Genomic DNA, 17,307 nt, shown 5'->3' with positions numbered 1-17,307 from the left:
CCGCGTTTTCGCGATCCTTTTTCCAGACATGATGATTGAGTGTCGGCATGAGTGAATTGGTAGCGGCGTTGCCGATGTATGATTGGCCTGAAGTGCGCGATGAAGTCGACGCGCAATGGGCGCGGTTGCGCGATGCTTTCCGGAAAAAGGGCATCGACGCGCCGCAATTCATCGTGCGGCGCAATGGAGACCTGCCGCCGGTGCCGGGCGGTATTCGTGATGCTGAGGGGAAACTCGTTGCGCCCGATCCCGCGACATTGCCGCCGGATGAATTCGATTTCCATAGGCTGTGGCTGCATCCGGCGCTGCTGTTCGCGCAGACCTGCTGGGGGCCGATGGAACTTGGCCTGTCCAGGCACGTGCAGGTGATCGGCCAGCCCAGTTACGACGCTTATGAAGGTGGGCAGGGCGAGCTCTATTCTAGCGCGCTGGTGATGCGGACAGGCGAGGGACCAGAGGTTCGATCGCCGGCGGACGGCAGCCCCTTGCTCCCACTCGATCTGATCCGCGGCAAGCGCTTTACCTTCAATAGCCTCGATTCGATGTCAGGCTTCCTTGGATTGGCGCGCGATCTCGACGCGATGGGCGAAAGCCTGGACATCTTTGCCTCGCGCAGCGAAAGCGGCGGCCATCGCGCTTCCATTGTGGCCATTGCCGAAGGTAGGGCCGATGTCGCGGCGATCGACTGCAAGAGCTGGGCGCTGGCGCAACGCTTCGAGCCGGCGGCGAAAAAGGTGGCGGTCGTCGGCTGGACCGGGCGGCGCAAAGGCCTGCCTTACATCACCGCCGCAGCGACGCCGGAAAAGACGGTTGGGGCGTTGCGCGAGGCCCTTGCCGGGCTAGCCGAGCAGCCTCGTATCCAACGGGTAGGTTGAGAGCTGTTCGTTGCCGGTCTCGCTGATCAGGATCTGTTCCTCGATCTTGACGCCTTCGCGTCCACCAAGCCGGCCGATATAGCTTTCCACGCACAGCACCATGCCCGGTTCCAGCACGCCGTCCGGCGTGTCCGATGTCCAGTCGCTGGCATGCGGCAAGGTCGGGTATTCGTCCGCCAGTCCGACGCCGTGATAGAGCACGCCGTAGCGCGTCGGGAAGCAGTCACCCGGCGGCACGGCCGAGCGTTCGACGAGGTCGCGAAACGAGATGCCGGGCTGCATCAGAGCCGTGTTGTGGGCGATCTGATCGGCGGCGATGCGGAACAGGTCGCGCTGTTCATCGGTCGGTGTTGTATCGCCGCACAGCCATGTGCGCGAGAGGTCGGCGCAGAAGCCGTAAGGGCCGATTAGGTCGGTGTCGAAGGCGACGAGGTCGCCAGCTTCGATCTTGCGTGACGAACATTCCTGGAACCACGGATTGGTGCGCGGGCCTGACGTCAGCAGCCGGGTCTCGATCCATTCGCCGCCGCGCGCGACGTTGCCGCGATGAAGCTCCGCCCATAGCTCGTTTTCGGAAATGCCCGGCTTCAGCGCCTGTTCCATCTCGCCCATCGCTGCCTCGCAAGCGACAATGGCGCGACGCATGGCGAGGATTTCGTCCGGCGATTTGATCAGCCGCGCATTCTCCATCACCGCTTCGCCATTGCCGATGGAAATGCCGAGGCGAGCCAGTTCCTCGACGCCTTCCGGGTTGATGTGGTCGACGGCGATGCGGCTGTTGCCGCCGCCATGTTGTTTCACCAGATCGGCGATCCCAGCTGCCCAGCGGCGGACTTTTTGCTCCGTCAGTTCGCCGCCATAGAGATACATCCACGATACCGCCGGCCGCACTTCGTCGACGACGCCGGAATGGTCGGACAAATGCTCGCAGGAAAAATAGTCGAACAGCACCACCGGCCCGTCGGTGGCGACAAAACAATGCCGCGTCGGGTTGTGCGCCACCCACAACTGCATGTTGGTGCTGTCAGTGGCGTAGCGGATGTTGACGGGGTCGTAGAGCATGGCGCCTGCATAGCCGCGCCGCTTCAGCTCGGCGCGGATACGCTCCAGCCGGTATTGACGCATCGCAGGAAGATCGGGCGCGGCAATGCCTGCCGCGGCCCATTCAGCCTCGGCCTGCGCGCCATAGCCCAGCACATGCTGGTTGAGCGACGCCGCCTTCTGGCGGGAGGCGTCGCGCAGGGCCTCGATCGAGCCTGGCTCGAACGGCATGATCTTGCGATGGCGGCCAAAGCTGCCCTTCGGCCCCGCGCTGTCCATGGTCGAGCCTCAGGTCCGCATCTTCTCGCCGCTCGGGTCGAAGGGCGCTTCGACGTTGATGCGGGCCGGCCGGCGGTGTCCGAGGATCTCGATCTCGAACAGTCCGGCACTTTCGTCTTCGGCAAGAGCCGCCGGCACGTAGCCTTGTGCCATCGACTTCTGCACATAATGGGCATAGCCGCCCGACGTGACCCAGCCGACCACGCGCCAGTCGCCATCGACGATCCCACGCACGGCGGAAGCGCCTTCGGCAGCCTTGGAGCCGCGTATTTCCTTGCCGCCCTTGTCGAAACGCGGCGCGCCATAGCCATGCGGCTTTTCCACCGTGCCGTAATCCTTGCTGACCTTGGCCCAGATTGGCTCGTCACCCATGACGTCGGCGTCGGCGGCATCGACGATGAAGGAAACGCGGCGCAGTTTCGGACCCTCGGCCTGTTCCTTGGCGGCAGCCTCGCGGCCGATGAAATCGTTCTTCTCGAGCTTGATGAAGCGGTCCATCGCGCCTTCGAACGGTCCGTAGATCGGCCGCAACTCGCGGAACCAGGTGGGAAAATTCTTTTCGAGGCGCATGGAGAGCAGCGCGCGCATGCCGAAATCGACAAGGCCGAATTCCTCGCCGGCGTCCTTGATCGCTTTATAAACCAGGCGCTCGTAGGCCGGCGCCATCCAGATTTCATAGCCGAGGTCGCCGGTGTAGGTGATGCGGTTGACCATGCAGGGCGCCCCGCCAACCGCCATCTCGCGGAAATCCATGAAGCGGAAGGCTTTTGTCGAGACGTCGACATCGACCAGTTTCTGCAGCAAGTCCCGTGATCTCGGCCCGGCGATCGACAGGCCGACCAGGGTCTGGTCGAAGCGGTGGATGCGCACCGTTCCGTCCTTCGGCAGGTGCTTCTCGAACCAGCGCATGTGGTATTTCTGCGCCGCCGACGAACCCCAGATCATGAAGCGGTCTTCTGCTGCCTTGGCGATGGTGAAGTCGCCGATCAGCTTGCCGAACTCGTTGAGCATCGGCGTCAGCACGATGCGGCGGGTCTTCGGCATGCGGTTGGTCATCAGCCGGTTGAGAAAATCCTCGGCCCCGGGTCCCGAGACTTCGTATTTGGCAAAATTGGCGATCTCGGTGACGCCGACGCGCTCACGCGTGGCGCGCACTTCCTCGCCGATCGGCCCAAAATCGTTGGAGCGGTGGAAGGAGACGATATCCCTGGGTTCCTTACCTTCAGGTGCGAACCATAGCGGTGTCTCAAGTCCCCAGCTGTCGCCCATGACGGCATTGTTGGCCAGCATCGTGTCGTAGAGCGGCGTCGTCTGCGCCGGGCGTGCCGCCGGCAGTTCCTCATTGGGGAAGCGGATGGAGAAGCGGCGCGAATAGTTCTCGCGCACCTTGGCGTTGGTGTAGCGCAGGCCGGCCCATTCGCCGAAGCGCGTGACATCCATGCCCCAGACGTCGAAGCCGGGGTCGCCATGGACCATCCAGTTCGACAGCGCCAGACCGACACCGCCGCCCTGACTGAAGCCGGCCATGACGGCACAGGCGCACCAGAAATTGGTCAGGCCCTGCACCGGGCCGACCAGCGGGTTGCCGTCGAGCGCGAAGGTGAAGGGGCCGTTGATGATCTGCTTGATGCCGGCCTTCTCGATGCCGGGAAAATGCTTGAAGCCGATTTCCAGCGAGGGAGCGATGCGGTCAAGGTCCGGCGGCAGCAATTCGTGGCCGAAATCCCACGGCGTGTTGACCGGCGACCACGGCTTGCAGGCCTTCTCATAGGTGCCGAGCAGGATGCCGTTGCGCTCCTGGCGGGTGTAGATCTCGCCCTTGAAGTCGAGCACGCCGATCATTTCGCGGCCAGTCGACTTGTTGAATTCCTCGACCTCCGGCATCGGCTCGGTGAGCAGATACATGTGCTCCATGGCCAGCACCGGCAGTTCGACGCCGACCATGCGGCCGATTTCGCGCGCCCACAGGCCGCCGCAATTGACGACATGCTCGGCCTTCACCGTGCCCTGTTCTGTGACGACGTTCCAGGTGCCGTCGACCTCCTGCGTCAGTTCGACGACGCGGTTGCGCAGCACGATCTCGGCGCCAAGCTTCTTGGCCGCCTTGGAGTAGGCGATGGTGGTGCCCGAGGGATCGAGGTGGCCCTCGACCGGGTCCCACATGGCGCCGACGAAATTGGTCTCGTCCATCAGCGGGAACATCGCCTTGGCCTCGGACGGGGTAATCAGCTCGGTGTCCATGCCGAGATAGCGGCCCTTGGCGTGGGCAAGGCGCAGGAAGTCCATGCGCTCGGGCGTATCGGCCATCATCACGCCGCCGGTCAAATGCAGCGAGCAGGATTGGCCTGATATTTCCTCGATCTCCTTGTAGAGCTGCACCGTATAGGCCTGCAGCTTGGCGACGTTGGGGTCGCCGTTCAGCGTGTGGAAGCCGCCCGCCGCATGCCAGGACGAGCCGGAGGTGAGCTCCGAGCGCTCGATCAGCATGATGTCGGTCCAGCCGGCCTTGGCTAGATGGTAGAGAACCGAGCAGCCGACGACGCCGCCGCCGATTACAACCGCTTTTACGTGAGATTTCATCTAGATAGGTCCGTTTTTGAAGAGATTGAATCGGGTGGCCCCTCTGGAGGGAGAGGAAGGGCGCCAGCCTGCATAAGCTCGCGTCTTTCCTCTTCCCCGTCGATCGGGGGAGAGGTGTCGAGCGCCGCTCGACGGAGTGGGGGTCGACTGTTCATCAACAACACAGGTGATCAAAAATCGGTCGGCGCGCCGCCCTCGGACCGGCGCTTGTCGACAAAGGCGTTAAGTTCCTCGCGGATAGCCGGGTCCATATAGGGCTCTTCATAGGACGCAAGCCGTTCCTTCCAGACTTTGTTGGCCTTTTCGAGCGCCGTCGGTGAGCCGGCTTCTGCCCAGGTCTCGTAATTGCGCCAGTCGGAGAGGATCGGCGAGTAGAAGGCGGTCTTGTAGCGGTCCTGCGTGTGCTGGGTGCCGAAGAAATGGCCGCCCGGCCCCACCGACTGGATGGCGTCGAAGCCGAGTGCCTCTTCGGAAAGATCGAGCGGGGTCAGGAATTCCGCCACCATCTGCAGCAGGTCGATGTCCAGAATCGTCTTCTCGTAAGAGCAGCGCAGGCCGCCCTCGAGCCAGCCGGCGGCATGCATCATCAGATTGCCGCCGCCCTGGATGGCACCCCACAGCGAGAACACGCTTTCATAAGCCGCCTGCGCGTCGACCGTGTTGGCGGCGCAGGTGTTGGAGGTGCGGTAGGGGATGTTGTAGCGGCGGGCAAGCTGGCCGCCGACGAGTTGCGCCTTCATGTATTCCGGCGTGCCGAACGCCGGCGAACCGGACTTCATGTCGACATTGGAGGTGAAGCCGCCATAGCCGACGGGCGCGCCCTTGCGCACCATCTGGGCAAAGGCGATGCCTGCGAGCGCCTCGGCGTTCTGCTGCACCAGCGCGCCGGCGATGGTGACCGGCGCCATGGCTCCCGAAAGCGTGAACGGCGTCACGACGACGACCTGGCCCTTGCTCGACATCTGGATGATGCCTTCCATCATCGGCACGTCGAGCTTGAGCGGCGAATTGGTGTTGATGATGGTGAAGACGGACGGCTCTTCCAGCATCTGTTCGTGGCTGATGCCGCGCGCGATCCTGGCGATCTCGATGCCGTCGACATTGCGTTCCTTGCCGAGCGAATAGATGTGAAACACCTTGTCGGTGAGCACGCTGAGATCGCGGATGCATTCGAGGTGGCGGACGGACGGATGGATATCGGTCGGCTCGACCGGGTAGCCGCCCGTGCAGTTAAGGATGTTGTGCATCTGCGCGAGTTTTAAGAAGTTGCGGTAGTCCTGCTGGTTGCCCGGCCGGCGGCCACGATCGATGTCGGAGCAATTGGGCGCCGACGCCATCATCGAGATGATCACATTGTTGCCGCCGAAGCGCACATTGTGCGCGGGGTTGCGGGCATGGATGGTGAACTCCGACGGGCAGTGCGACACCAGTTCGAGGATCATGTCGCTGTCGAAGCGCACCCGCTCGCTGCCCTCGCGCACGTCGGCGCCATGCGCCTTCATGATGCTGCGGGCTTCGTCATGCAGCACGTCGACGCCGATTTCGCGCAGCACGCGCAAGGAAGCGAGGTGGATCGATTCCAGCTCGTCGTCCGAGACCAGCCTGGTCGGCGTCAGCGGGTTCTTCAGCTGGCGGAAAGCCGGCTGCTCGAATGCGGCCGAGCCGCCGGCGCGCTTTCCGGCGCGGCCGCCGCGACGGGCGCGATCGCCGGCCAATGCCGGTTCCAAGGGTTGTAGGGCGGCGGTCATGATGGTCCTCGTAGGATGCGATAGCGGGCGGCATAATGGACCGGCGGCTGTCCGGCCATTGCGGAGGCGGCGACCACTAGGGCGAGGGAAGCGACATGCCGGAACGGCAGGTGCGCGGCCGCGACATCGGCTTGATTAGGTTGCCCCGTTGGCGCAAGCGGATTTCGTCATCCGGCCCTTCCTGTCTCCGGATCGAACCGGTAGCTAAGGTGCGCTGATATTCAGGTGATGCCGGCCCGCGAACAGTGGTTTTCTGCGCTTCCGGTGCTCACGTACTTTAGTACGCTCCGCCCCGGTTCTCGAAAACCACCGTTCTCGACTCGGCCTGACCTGAATCTCAACCCACCTTAATCGGGCTTGCCGGCCTGACGGCCAGCACTTCATATGGATGACAGCATCAGCATGGTCGCGACCGGCTCGAGCGAAGGCGAAGCGGGAACGCAGTGGGCAGCGCTTGCCGGCGTCACCGCGGCGCTGGCGATGTTCGGCGCGGCGCAAGGGCTGAGCTCGCCGCTGTTCACGCTGCTGATGCAGAAGCAAGGCATGTCGCCGGCACTGATCGGCCTGTCGGCGGCGATGATGCCGCTCGGGCTGATTCTGTCGGCTTCGTTCGTGCCGGCGGCGGTGCGGCTGGTCGGTGCACGCAATTTGGCGGTCGGCTCCTCGCTGATCGGCGCGCTCTGCTTCCTCGCGATCGGCTATCTGCAAGACTGGGTGGCCTGGTTCGTCATCCGCTTCATCATCGGCGTGGTTATCAACCCGCTCTACATCCTTGGCGAGGTGTGGGCGCTATCGCTGGCGCCGCCGTCGCGGCGCGGCCGGGTGATGGGCGTGTTCAACACGCTGATGGGCGCCGGCTACGCGGCCGGGCCATTCGCGTTGACCCTGCTGGGCACGTCGGGCTGGGCGCCCTTCCTTGTCGGTGTCGCCGGCTTCACGCTCTGCGCGGTGATCTTGCACGCCGTCTCGTCAAAGCTCACCGGTTTCGAGGATGACGGCCAGCCTGCCAGCGGCCTTGTCGGCTTTGCCAAAATGGCACCGGCGCTGCTGCTTGCCGTGCTGGTCTCGGCGGCGGTGCAGCAGAGCACGTATGCGCTGGTCCCGGTCTTCGGCGCCAGCTATGGTCTGGCCGAAGCCGTGCTGGCCTCGCTGGTGATGGCGCTGTCACTGGGCAACATCCTGCTGCAGATTCCGCTCGGCCTTCTGGCGGAGCGTTTTGGCGGCCGCGCCATGATCATCGTCTGCGCTCTGGCGACCGCCACCTGCGCGGCCCTGCTGCCGTTGCTGATCATGACGCCGCTGATCTGGGTGGTGCTGCTGGTGATGGGCGCAGTCGGCTACGGCGTCTACACAATGGCGCTGGTCGAGCTCGGCAGCCGGTTCAAGGGCTCTGTGCTGGTCGCTGGCAACGCTGCCTTTGCACTGATGTGGGGCGTCGGTGGCATCGTCGGCCCACCCGGTGCCGGCCTGCTCATGCAAGGCATCGGCCCGCTCGGTCTGCCGGTCGTGATCGCCGGCCTCGACGCGGTGCTGGTGATGTTCGCGCTGTATCGGTCGTCCGCGCGCCGAGCTTCCTGACAAGCCCAACCTGCTGACAGGCACTGTCTGGAGCAAGCGGTTTTCGCCCGCCAGGGGCTTACCACCACGTTGCTCAATCGCTAATCCTGCAGCCTCGATAGCGGTGCGCACAATGAATTTGGTTGAATCGAACAAGGACGAGACGATGCAATGGGCTGGTATCACCGGTGTGATCGCGACCGTCTCGGTGTTCGCCATCGCGCAAGGGTTGTCCTATCCGCTGCTGAGTTTCATCCTGCAGCGCCAGGGCGTTTCGCCAGCGATGATCGGCTTATCGGCCGCCATGACGCCGATTGGTTTCATCCTGTCGTCGCCATTGATCCCGGCGCTGGCGCGGCGGTTCGGGGCAGGGCGCACGGCGCTTACCTGTGCGGCCCTTTCGGCTGTCGTGCTGGCGCTGATCGGCTGGACGCAAAATGTCTATCTGTGGTTTCCCCTGCGCTTCCTGATCGGCGTGGTGACCAACCCGCTCTATGTGCTGAGCGAGATCTGGGTCATCGCGCTGGCGCCGCCGGCCCGGCGAGGGCGCGTCATGGGTGTCTATTCGACGATCATCTCGGCCGGTTTCGCGGCCGGGCCACTGTGCCTGCTTGCAGTCGGCACTGAGGGCTGGCCGCCCTTCCTCGTCGGCATCTCCGCCTTCGTGCTGTGCGGCATCTGCCTGGGCTTGGTGCTGCCGCGTTTGCCCAAGGTCGACGAGGCCGGGCATCAGGTTTCCGTCCTGGGTTTCGTGCCGCTGGCGTGGCTACTTTTATTTGCCGTCATAGTCGCTGCCGGCTTCGAACAGGGCGCGCTGGCGTTGCTGCCGGTCTATGGCACCCATCACGGCATCGCCGAAACCCGCATGTCGGCGCTGCTGTCGGTGATGATTGCCGGCAACATCGCCATGCAGGTGCCGCTGGGCTTTTTGGCGGAAAGGCTTTCCGCGCGCCTTGTGCGGCTCGCCTGTGTTTCCTTGACGGTGCTTGGTTGTGTGCTGTTGCCGCTGCTCATCGAGACGCCGCTGATCTGGCCGATGATCTTCGTCTGGGGCGCGGTTTCCTACGGCATCTACACGATGTCGATCATCGAGCTCGGCGAGCGCTTCACCGGCTCGACACTGGTTGCCGGCAATGCCGCCTTCTCGCTGATGTGGGGCGTCGGCGGCATCGCCGTGCCGCCGTTGGCAGGCACCGCCATGGACATGCTGGGCGCGCGAGGTCTGCCGATCACGCTTGGCCTCATCTGTCTTGCGCTGGCGATCGCGAGCCTGGTTGGTCGGCGGAAAGCCTCACTTGTGCGCTGACATATTGAATATCGGACACGGCGTATCGATGTTGGCAGTGCCAAAAGCGACACGTTTATCGGAGACCTCATGACCAAGCCCGCCACCGCTCCTTCGACCGACGATCCCTTCCTGTGGCTGGAAGACAGGACAGCCAAGCAGTCGCTCGACTGGGTGCATCGCCAGAACGAGGTCACCGTTGGCGAGCTTCAGGGTGATCCGTCCTATCAGGCGTCGTTCCAGACCGCGCTCGACCTGATGACGGCCGAGGACAACATCGCGGTTGGCGCCGCCATTGCCGGCCATGTCTATAATTTCTGGCAGGACAAGACCAATGTGCTCGGCCTCTGGCGCCGCACGACGGTCGCTTCCTACAAGACTGAGAAGCCGGAATGGGAAACGATCATCGACTTCGACCAGCTTGCGGCGAGGGAGGGGATAAAATGGGTTTTTGGCGGCGCCAGCCGGCTCTATCCGGGCTTCAATCTCTGCCTGGTCTCGATGTCGCCGGATGGCGGCGACGCCAGCGAGATGCGTGAATTCGACATCGAAACTAAATCGTTCGTAGAAGATGGGTTTCACGCGCGGGCGTCGAAGTCGGGCTTCAGCTGGCTGGACAAGGACACCGTGATTGTTTCCGCCGCCTTCGAAGAGTCCGACAAGACCGACTCCGGCTATCCGCGCGTGATCAAGCTCTGGAAACGCGGCACCAAGCTTGAAGAGGCGACACCGATCTTCGAGGCGCAGAAAGAGGATCTCGCCGTTGGCGCCGCCGTCGAGTTCGATGGCGACAGACGCTATCTGGTCCTGGCCCGGACGCTGAATTTCTTCGCCTCGCACATCTTCCTGCGGCTGCCTTCCGGCGAAAACAAACAGCTGCCGCTGCCGGACGACATGACCGATACGGCAATATTCAGGGATCAGCTCGTGTTCGGCGTGCGCAGCCCATGGACGGCGCCCGACGGCACGGTTTGCAAGCCTGACGGCCTCTATTCGCTAGATCTGGCGCATTGGGTCGAGACCGGCGCGCTTGGCCCGCTGGAAACCTTGTTCGAGCCGGCATATCGCGTGTCGATCGCCGGCATGGCCCGTACGCAGGATCGCCTGTTCATCAACCTGATGGACAATGTGCGCGGCAAGGTCATCGTCTGCGAGCGCAAGGATGGCAGCTGGTCGCTGAAACCGGTTGCGCTGCCCGAGAACGGCAATGTCGGCATCAGCCATGCAGAGCATTTCGGCTCCACCGTCTCCTTCTCCTTCACCGATTTCCTGACGCCGAGCTCGATCATCTGGTCTGACGACAATGGCGAGACGCTCGCCACCGTGAAGTCGCAGCCGGCGCGTTTCGATGCCTCGCCGCTGGTCTCGGAACAGTTCGAGGCGCGCTCGAAGGACGGCACGATGATCCCCTATTTCGTCGTCAGGCGGCGGGGCCAGAAGGGTCCGGTGCCGACGCTGCTCTACGGCTATGGCGGCTTCGAAGTGCCGCTGCTGCCCGGCTATGCCGGCGTGCGCGGCAGGCTGTGGCTGGAAAAGGGCAATGCCTATGTGCAGGCCTGCATCCGCGGCGGTGGCGAGTTCGGCCCGGCCTGGCATCAGGCGGCGCTGAAGGGCAATCGCCAGAACGGCTTCGACGATTTCGCCGCGGTCGCGCAGGATGTCGTTCGACGCGGGATTGCGACAGCAGCCTCGCTCGGCATCCAGGGCGGCTCGAATGGCGGCCTGCTGACCGGCGTTTCCTTGACGCAGCGACCCGAGCTTTTCGGTGCGGTCATCATCGAGGTGCCGCTGCTCGACATGCTGCGCTACACCGAATTGCCGCCCGGCGCCTCGTGGATGGCCGAATATGGCGATCCGTCAAAACCGGAAGACGCGAAATGGCTTTCCGCCTACTCGCCCTACCAGCATGTCGACGCCGATACCGCCTATCCGCCGGTGCTGTTGACCACCTCGACCGCGGACGACCGGGTCCATCCCGGGCATGCGCGCAAGATGGCCGCCCGCCTGCAGGAAGCCGGTCATGCCAGGACGCTGTTCTTCGAGGAGACCGAGGGCGGGCATGGCGGCCGTGGCGACCGCCGGCCGCAGGCGGCGCAAACGGCGATGAAATATGTCTTCTTGCAAAGGGCGCTGGCCGAGAAGGCATAACCGGAAGGGAGCATTGCCGGCGCAAAGGGTGGTTCACCTCGATCATCCTTTGCTCGTTCTCTTGTGTTGACGCAATTCCCAAGGGGAAAGCGCTATGCGCTTTTCCCGGGAAAACCGTTTCACACTTTTCCTGGAATTGCTTAAGGTGCCAGCCATGGCTCTCGTCAGGATGTTGGTTGACGCATTTGAGGCTCGCGCATTGCGGGTCGCGGTGACACCGTCACCGCGCACGCTGCGCGCCGAGCTTTTGCGGCTGTGTGCCCGCATCGGCTATTCGCCACCTCTCTGCCTCTGAAGCATTCGCCCCGGCTTGCCGGATAGAATCCAGAGGGAAGATCAGACATGACCTATCAGAATTATTCGCTGAAGCAGCTTCAGCAGATCGACGCCGCGCATCATCTGCATCCGTTCACCGACCACAAGGAAATTCGCGGGGCCGGGTCGCGCATCATCACCCATGCCAACGGCCCTTTCATCTACGATTCCGAGGGGGCTGAAATCCTCGACGGCATGGCCGGGCTGTGGTGCGTCAACATCGGCTATGGCCGTGACGAGCTGGCCGAGGCCGCCTATGCCCAGATGAAGGAACTGCCTTATTACAACTCCTTCTTCAAATGCTCGACGCCGACGCCAGTGCTGCTGTCCAAGAAGCTGGCGGAGATCGCGCCGAAGCACGTCAACCAGGTGTTCTATGGTTCGTCGGGCTCGGAGGCCAACGACACGGCGCTGCGTCTCGTGCGCCACTATTGGGTGCTGGAAGGCCAGCCGGAGAAGAACCGCATCATCTCGCGCAAGATGGCCTATCACGGCTCGACCGTTGCCGGCACCTCGCTCGGAGGCATGGATGGTATGCACAAGCAGCTCAACGGTGCGGTGCCCAACATCGTCCATGTGATGATGCCCTATGCCTATGAGCTGGCGCTGCCTGGCGAGAGCGATCATGATTTCGGCCTGCGCGCGGCCAAGGCCGTCGAGGATGCCATCCTCGAAGCCGGCGCCGACAAGGTTGCCGCCTTTATCGGCGAGCCGGTCATGGGGGCGGGCGGCGTGAAGATACCGCCGGTCAGCTACTGGCCGGAGGTGCAGCGCATCTGCCGCAAATACGATGTTCTGCTGATGCTGGACGAGGTCATCACCGGCTATGGCCGCACCGGCGAGTGGTTCGCCGCTCAGACGCTCGGCATCGAGCCCGACACGATCACCACCGCCAAGGCGCTGACCTCGGGCTATCAGCCGCTGTCGGCATTGCTGGTTGGCGACCGCATCGCCTCGACGCTGGTCGAGAAGGGCGGCGAGTTCAATCACGGCTATACCTATTCCGGGCACCCGGTGGCCTGCGCCGTGGCGTTGAAGAACCTCGAGATCATCGAGCGGGAAGGGCTGGTCGATCGTGTCCGGAACGATACCGGCCCTTACTTCGCCAAGGCGTTGCAGGAGCGGATTGCCGGGCATGATCTGGTCGGCGAGGTGCGTTCGATCGGACTGATGGGCGCGATCGAGATCGTCAAGGACAAGGCGACCAAGGAACGGTTCCTTCCGGCTGGGAGTGCGGCGGTAACTGTGCGCGATCACGCCATCGCGAATGGCATGATGCTGCGCGCCACCGGCGACACGATGATTCTGTCGCCGCCGCTTATCTGGACCCGCGATACGATCGATATGGCCTGCGACCGCATCTCGAAGGCGCTGGATCTGGCGCAAGCCGATCTTCGCAAGCGGTAGAAACTCGACCCCTCGGCTGGGCGCTCCTCGGCGGGAGCGCCCAGGCTTGAGATCATGGTGAAGCGGGGAGGGAACGAATTCCATCACAGGCGCGTAGTGTGTGGAGCTGCGGCTGACTCGGCCGCCACAAGAGGGGTATTTCCATGAGAAAGACCGGCAAGAGCCGACGGGCGCAAGAGGCGGCCAGCATCGGCGGCGACCTGATGCTGGCGCCGCTGGTGGCGATGATGCGGCTGCCGTTGATGGCCATGGATGGCGGGAGCAGCCAGCCATGGAGCACGGAGACCGCGCGTGCGGTCAACGAGAAGACCGCCGCCATGGCCGAAGGCGCGTTTGCGGCACAAATGTCTTTCCTGCAATCGGCATCGCGGTTCTGGCCGGAAGTCTTTTCCGGCCGAACGCCATCGCTGTTCAACGGTGTCGCGGTGGAGCGCTCGATCAGCGCCGCGCTGAAGCCGGCAAGTCGTGCCGTGAAAGCAAATTTTCGGCGGCTGTCCAACAAGACCTGACCGAGGCTGCAGAACTTTGATTTTGCGCATCGAGGAGCGCATGCGTTAGAATCGGTCGGTACGTTACCGATGGGGGACACGATGGCCGGACAACCGCTCAATCAGCCGGCTGAAATTCCAGCCGAACTCGACCGCTGGAACTGGGGCGCATTTTTCCTCAACTGGATCTGGGGCATCGGCAACAGCACCTTCATTGCGCTGCTGGCGCTGATCCCTGTCGTCAACATCATCATGATCATCGTGCTGGGCGCGCGCGGCAGCCGCTGGGCCTGGCAGAACCGCGCCTGGCGTGACGCGGAACAGTTTCGCAAGACGCAGCGCAACTGGGCACTCGCCGGGCTGGTCGTCTGGGTGGTGGCGATCGGCGGCTGTGCGGCGACGGTGGGCAGCATTCCCTACGTCCTGAAAGGCAGCGATGCCTATCACATGACGATGGACAGGCTTCGCGCCGACGACCGCGTCAAGGCGGCGTTGGGTGACGATTTGACCGACAGTTTCTGGGTCGGCGGCCATCTCAACGTCAATGCGAATGGGGCTGGTGACGCCCAGTTCGGCATTCCCGTCCACGGTGCCAAGGGCAAGGGCACGGCCTATTCGACCGCTGTCCGGACAGCCGGCACATGGAGCCTGCGCCTGCTGGTCGTCAGGGTCGAGGGAGCCGATGCGCCGATCGTGCTGATCAACGAAGATCATATCCGGTCCCGAATGCTGCAATCGGAATATAGCTGGGCAAACGCAAAAACGCAGCCTAAACGCGCGCGCGACAGCTGAAAGTTCGGCCGGCATTGTGGCCCAACAGTCGGGTGACCACTGCTGCGTTCCAAACAAGGAAATATGCTGAAAAGCCGGATGCTGTCTGACAGTATGCGAATGCGTTCATGTGGACCGGTGGCAATTTCATACAAAGGCATGCGCATATGGTGAGTTCCTTTCGTGCGGTCGTGGTCGGTGGCGGCTGTGTGGGTGCCGGCATTCTCTACGGCCTGGCAAAGCGCGGCTGGACCGATGTGGCATTGCTGGAGCGAACACAGCTTACAGCCGGGTCGACATGGCATGCCGCGGGGCTCATCCCCTCTTACGCGCGCAGCCGCAATGTCGGCCGCATGATCGCCAGGTCGATCGAAATCTACGAGGGCCTGGAGGCGGAGACGGGCCAGAACGTCGGCTGGCACAAATGCGGGCAATTGCGCATTGCCAACACGCGCGACAGGCTGGACGAGTACAAAAGCTACATGGACGTTGCCGAGGTCCAGGGTGTGCGGGCCCGGATCGTATCGCCCGCCGAAGCGCGCGAGATCTGGCCGCTGCTCGACAACAACAGCATGCTGGGTGCGCTTTACCACCCCGATGACGGCCACATTGCACCGGCCGACGTCACCCAGGCCATGGCCAAGGGTGCACGCGACCTCGGCGCGAAGATCCATCTTGATACCGAGGTCGTGGGTTTCGAGCGGATGCCGAGCGGCGAGTGGAAGGTCCAGACCTCGCGCGGTGACATCGTTTGCGAACATGTCATCCTTGCGACCGGCAATTACGCACGCCAGACAGGCGCCATGCTGGGCCTGGACATTCCCGCGATCCCGATCCTGCATCAGTACTGGATCACCGAGGCGGTTCCCGAAATTGTGGAACGCAAACGGCTTGGTCTTCCGGAGATGCCGATCCTCAGGGACGAGGGTTACGAGGGCTATCTGCGCGAAGAGGGAGATGGGCTGATGTTCGGCCCCTATGAGCGCACCGAGCAGCTCAAGCTGTTCGCCGAAAACGGCGTCCCGGAATGGTTCGGCGCCGATCTGCTCGATGAAGATTTCGACGCTGTGTCCTGGAACTGGGAACGCGCGACCGAACTGGTTCCCGCGCTCGGACGCGCCGGCATCAAGCGGAATGTGCGAGGACCTTTCCAGATGACAGCCGATGAACTGCCGCTGATGGGGCAGGCGTGGGGCCTAGAGAATGTCTGGCTCGCCGAAGGAGTGCCAGGGGGCATCCTTTGGGGCGGTGCGATTGGCTATTACCTCTCCGAACGGATCGTGGAGGGTGGCAACAGCATCGACACGGCGGAGCTGGATCCCCGCCGGTTCGGCCACTATGCCAACAAGAACTGGACCCGGGCAAAGGTCCGGGAAGCCTGGGGCACCCACGCCGCGCAGCACTATCCTGGCCAGGACATGCCAACGGCGCGACCGCAGAAAACGGCCCCTTCCTATGACCGTCTAAGCCAGCTCGGCGCGGTATGGGATGTGTTGAACGGCTGGGAGATGCCGAGTTGGTTTGCGCCCGCGGGTGTCGAAGCGCGCAACGTCTACAGCTGGCGCTGGACCCCCAAAGGGAACCACGTCGCCGCAGAGGTCCAGGCTGTCCGCCAGGCCGCTGGCCTGGTCGAGATGACACCAATGACCAAGTTCGAGGTCAGCGGACCGGGCGCAAGCGACTGGCTCGACGGAATCCTGGCCAACAGACTGCCGAGTCCCGGTCGTGTCGCTCTTGCCCATCACCTGACGCCAGCCGGCGGCGTGCAGGCCGAGTATGTGGTGGCGCGGCTGCAGAGCGACCTGTTCTACCTCATATCGACGCCGCGCGCCGAGCGCTGGAACCTTGACGATCTCAGCCGGCTGTTGCCGAAAGACGGCAGCGTGCATCTGCGCAACGTCACCGAGGATCGCGGCAGCTTCACGGTGGTTGGGCCGAAGGCGCGCGACATATTGCAGCCGCTGACGGAGATCGACCTCTCCAACGAGGCCTTCCCATGGTTCAGCGTGCAGTCCGGCACTGTCGGAATGGCCAGCGACGTACGGCTGCTGCGCGTCAACTATTCGGGCGAACTGGGATGGGAACTCTATCATCCGCTCTGCTATCAGCGGCATTTGCTGGATGCGCTCTTGGCATCGGGAGAGGCACACGGGCTGAGGCTGGTCGGACTTCAAGCGCTGGAATCGCTTCGTCTCGATAAATCCTACCGCGCCATGTATCGCGACATGAATCTCGAATTGTCAGCCTGGGAAAGCGGTCTCGAGCGCTTCGTCAGCCTCGACAAGGGAGACTTCATCGGCCGGGCGGCACTGGTCGCAAAACAGAAGCAGGTGACACGCCGGATCGCCACGCTGTCGATCGATACGGTCGGTGCGAGCGCGTTCGCCTTCGAGGGCGTCTACCGCGAAGGCAAACTCGTCGGCCACGTCACGTCGGCAGGCTACTCCTATACTTTTGGTCACGACATCGCACTTGCGCTGTTGCCCCTGGACCTTGTGTCGCCCGGCACCGAGCTCGAGGTGTCCATCCTCGGCGAGCGCCGCGCGGCAAAGGTGATCGCCGGCTCGCCCTATGATCCGGAAGGCGCCCGCGGGCGCATGTGAGGGTAGGTCGATGTCTCGAAACGTGCTGCAGGGCAAAACGCAAAAACCGCGCTCCATCGGGAACGCGGCTTTGCCAGATACGCATGGCGCTTCGCTACGCAAACACTTTGCGAAACTTATGGCACTTATCGAAACTTACGGGCTCCGGTACGCGAGACCTGATCCGGAGCGCCGGGCGGATGAGATATGTCCGCCTCGCAGTCCGTTTTA

The 17,307-nt window shown here is 63.3% G+C and carries 12 protein-coding genes; 9 read left to right on the top strand and 3 right to left on the bottom strand.

All coding sequences use genetic code 11. The features are described from left to right. Positions 1–47 precede the first annotated feature (47 nt). Positions 48–875 carry a phosphate/phosphite/phosphonate ABC transporter substrate-binding protein gene (locus LB558_RS11700; protein ID WP_224697704.1) on the top strand — a complete coding sequence of 276 codons (828 nt, stop codon included), beginning with the start codon at positions 48–50 and terminating at the stop codon, positions 873–875. Here LB558_RS11700 and LB558_RS11695 read toward each other — a convergent pair. The 3 genes from LB558_RS11695 to LB558_RS11685 form a co-directional block, all read right to left on the bottom strand. Beyond that, positions 840–2,195 carry a M24 family metallopeptidase gene (locus LB558_RS11695; protein WP_224697703.1) on the bottom strand — a complete coding sequence of 452 codons (1,356 nt, stop codon included), beginning with the start codon at positions 2,193–2,195 and terminating at the stop codon, positions 840–842. The two genes, LB558_RS11700 and LB558_RS11695, sit on opposite strands and share 36 nt — an antisense overlap. A gap of 9 nt (positions 2,196–2,204) precedes the next feature. Continuing rightward, a complete protein-coding gene (locus tag LB558_RS11690) occupies positions 2,205–4,775 on the bottom strand; it encodes a GcvT family protein (RefSeq protein ID WP_224697702.1) in 2,571 nt (856 codons plus the stop codon). Positions 4,776–4,945: 170 nt separating this feature from the next. Next, a complete protein-coding gene (locus tag LB558_RS11685) occupies positions 4,946–6,523 on the bottom strand; it encodes a trimethylamine methyltransferase family protein (RefSeq protein WP_224697701.1) in 1,578 nt (525 codons plus the stop codon). 402 nt (positions 6,524–6,925) lie between these two features. Here LB558_RS11685 and LB558_RS11680 point away from each other — a divergent pair, with 402 nt between their 5' ends. The 8 genes from LB558_RS11680 (at position 6,926) to LB558_RS11645 (ending at position 17,097) form a co-directional block, all read left to right on the top strand. Then, positions 6,926–8,101, top strand: a complete 1,176-nt coding sequence (locus LB558_RS11680; RefSeq protein ID WP_224698026.1) for an MFS transporter — start codon at positions 6,926–6,928, stop codon at positions 8,099–8,101. A gap of 112 nt (positions 8,102–8,213) precedes the next feature. After that, a complete protein-coding gene (locus tag LB558_RS11675; RefSeq protein WP_224697700.1) occupies positions 8,214–9,386 on the top strand; it encodes an MFS transporter in 1,173 nt (390 codons plus the stop codon). A 69-nt stretch (positions 9,387–9,455) separates the two neighbouring features. Continuing rightward, positions 9,456–11,513 carry a prolyl oligopeptidase family serine peptidase gene (locus tag LB558_RS11670; protein WP_224697699.1) on the top strand — a complete coding sequence of 686 codons (2,058 nt, stop codon included), beginning with the start codon at positions 9,456–9,458 and terminating at the stop codon, positions 11,511–11,513. A gap of 94 nt (positions 11,514–11,607) precedes the next feature. Continuing rightward, positions 11,608–11,808, top strand: coding sequence for a hypothetical protein (locus LB558_RS11665; protein WP_224697698.1), 201 nt, complete (start codon positions 11,608–11,610; stop codon positions 11,806–11,808). Positions 11,809–11,855: 47 nt separating this feature from the next. Next, complete coding sequence (locus LB558_RS11660) at positions 11,856–13,235, top strand: aspartate aminotransferase family protein (RefSeq protein WP_224697697.1); 1,380 nt, start codon at positions 11,856–11,858, stop codon at positions 13,233–13,235. Positions 13,236–13,378: 143 nt separating this feature from the next. Beyond that, positions 13,379–13,744 carry a hypothetical protein gene (locus LB558_RS11655; protein ID WP_224697696.1) on the top strand — a complete coding sequence of 122 codons (366 nt, stop codon included), beginning with the start codon at positions 13,379–13,381 and terminating at the stop codon, positions 13,742–13,744. An 81-nt stretch (positions 13,745–13,825) separates the two neighbouring features. Next, the gene (locus tag LB558_RS11650; protein ID WP_224697695.1) at positions 13,826–14,515 is read left to right on the top strand and encodes a cytochrome c oxidase assembly factor Coa1 family protein; all 690 of its coding nucleotides are present in this window, start codon (positions 13,826–13,828) and stop codon (positions 14,513–14,515) included. A gap of 146 nt (positions 14,516–14,661) precedes the next feature. Then, positions 14,662–17,097, top strand: coding sequence for a GcvT family protein (locus LB558_RS11645; RefSeq protein WP_224697694.1), 2,436 nt, complete (start codon positions 14,662–14,664; stop codon positions 17,095–17,097). Positions 17,098–17,307: the final 210 nt, after the last annotated feature.

The sequence above is a fragment of the Mesorhizobium sp. CO1-1-8 genome, from assembly GCF_020164875.1.
Classification (GTDB): domain Bacteria; phylum Pseudomonadota; class Alphaproteobacteria; order Rhizobiales; family Rhizobiaceae; genus Mesorhizobium.
The sequence above is the reverse complement of the archived record's forward strand: the minus strand, read 5'-3'. Positions and strand labels throughout refer to the sequence as shown.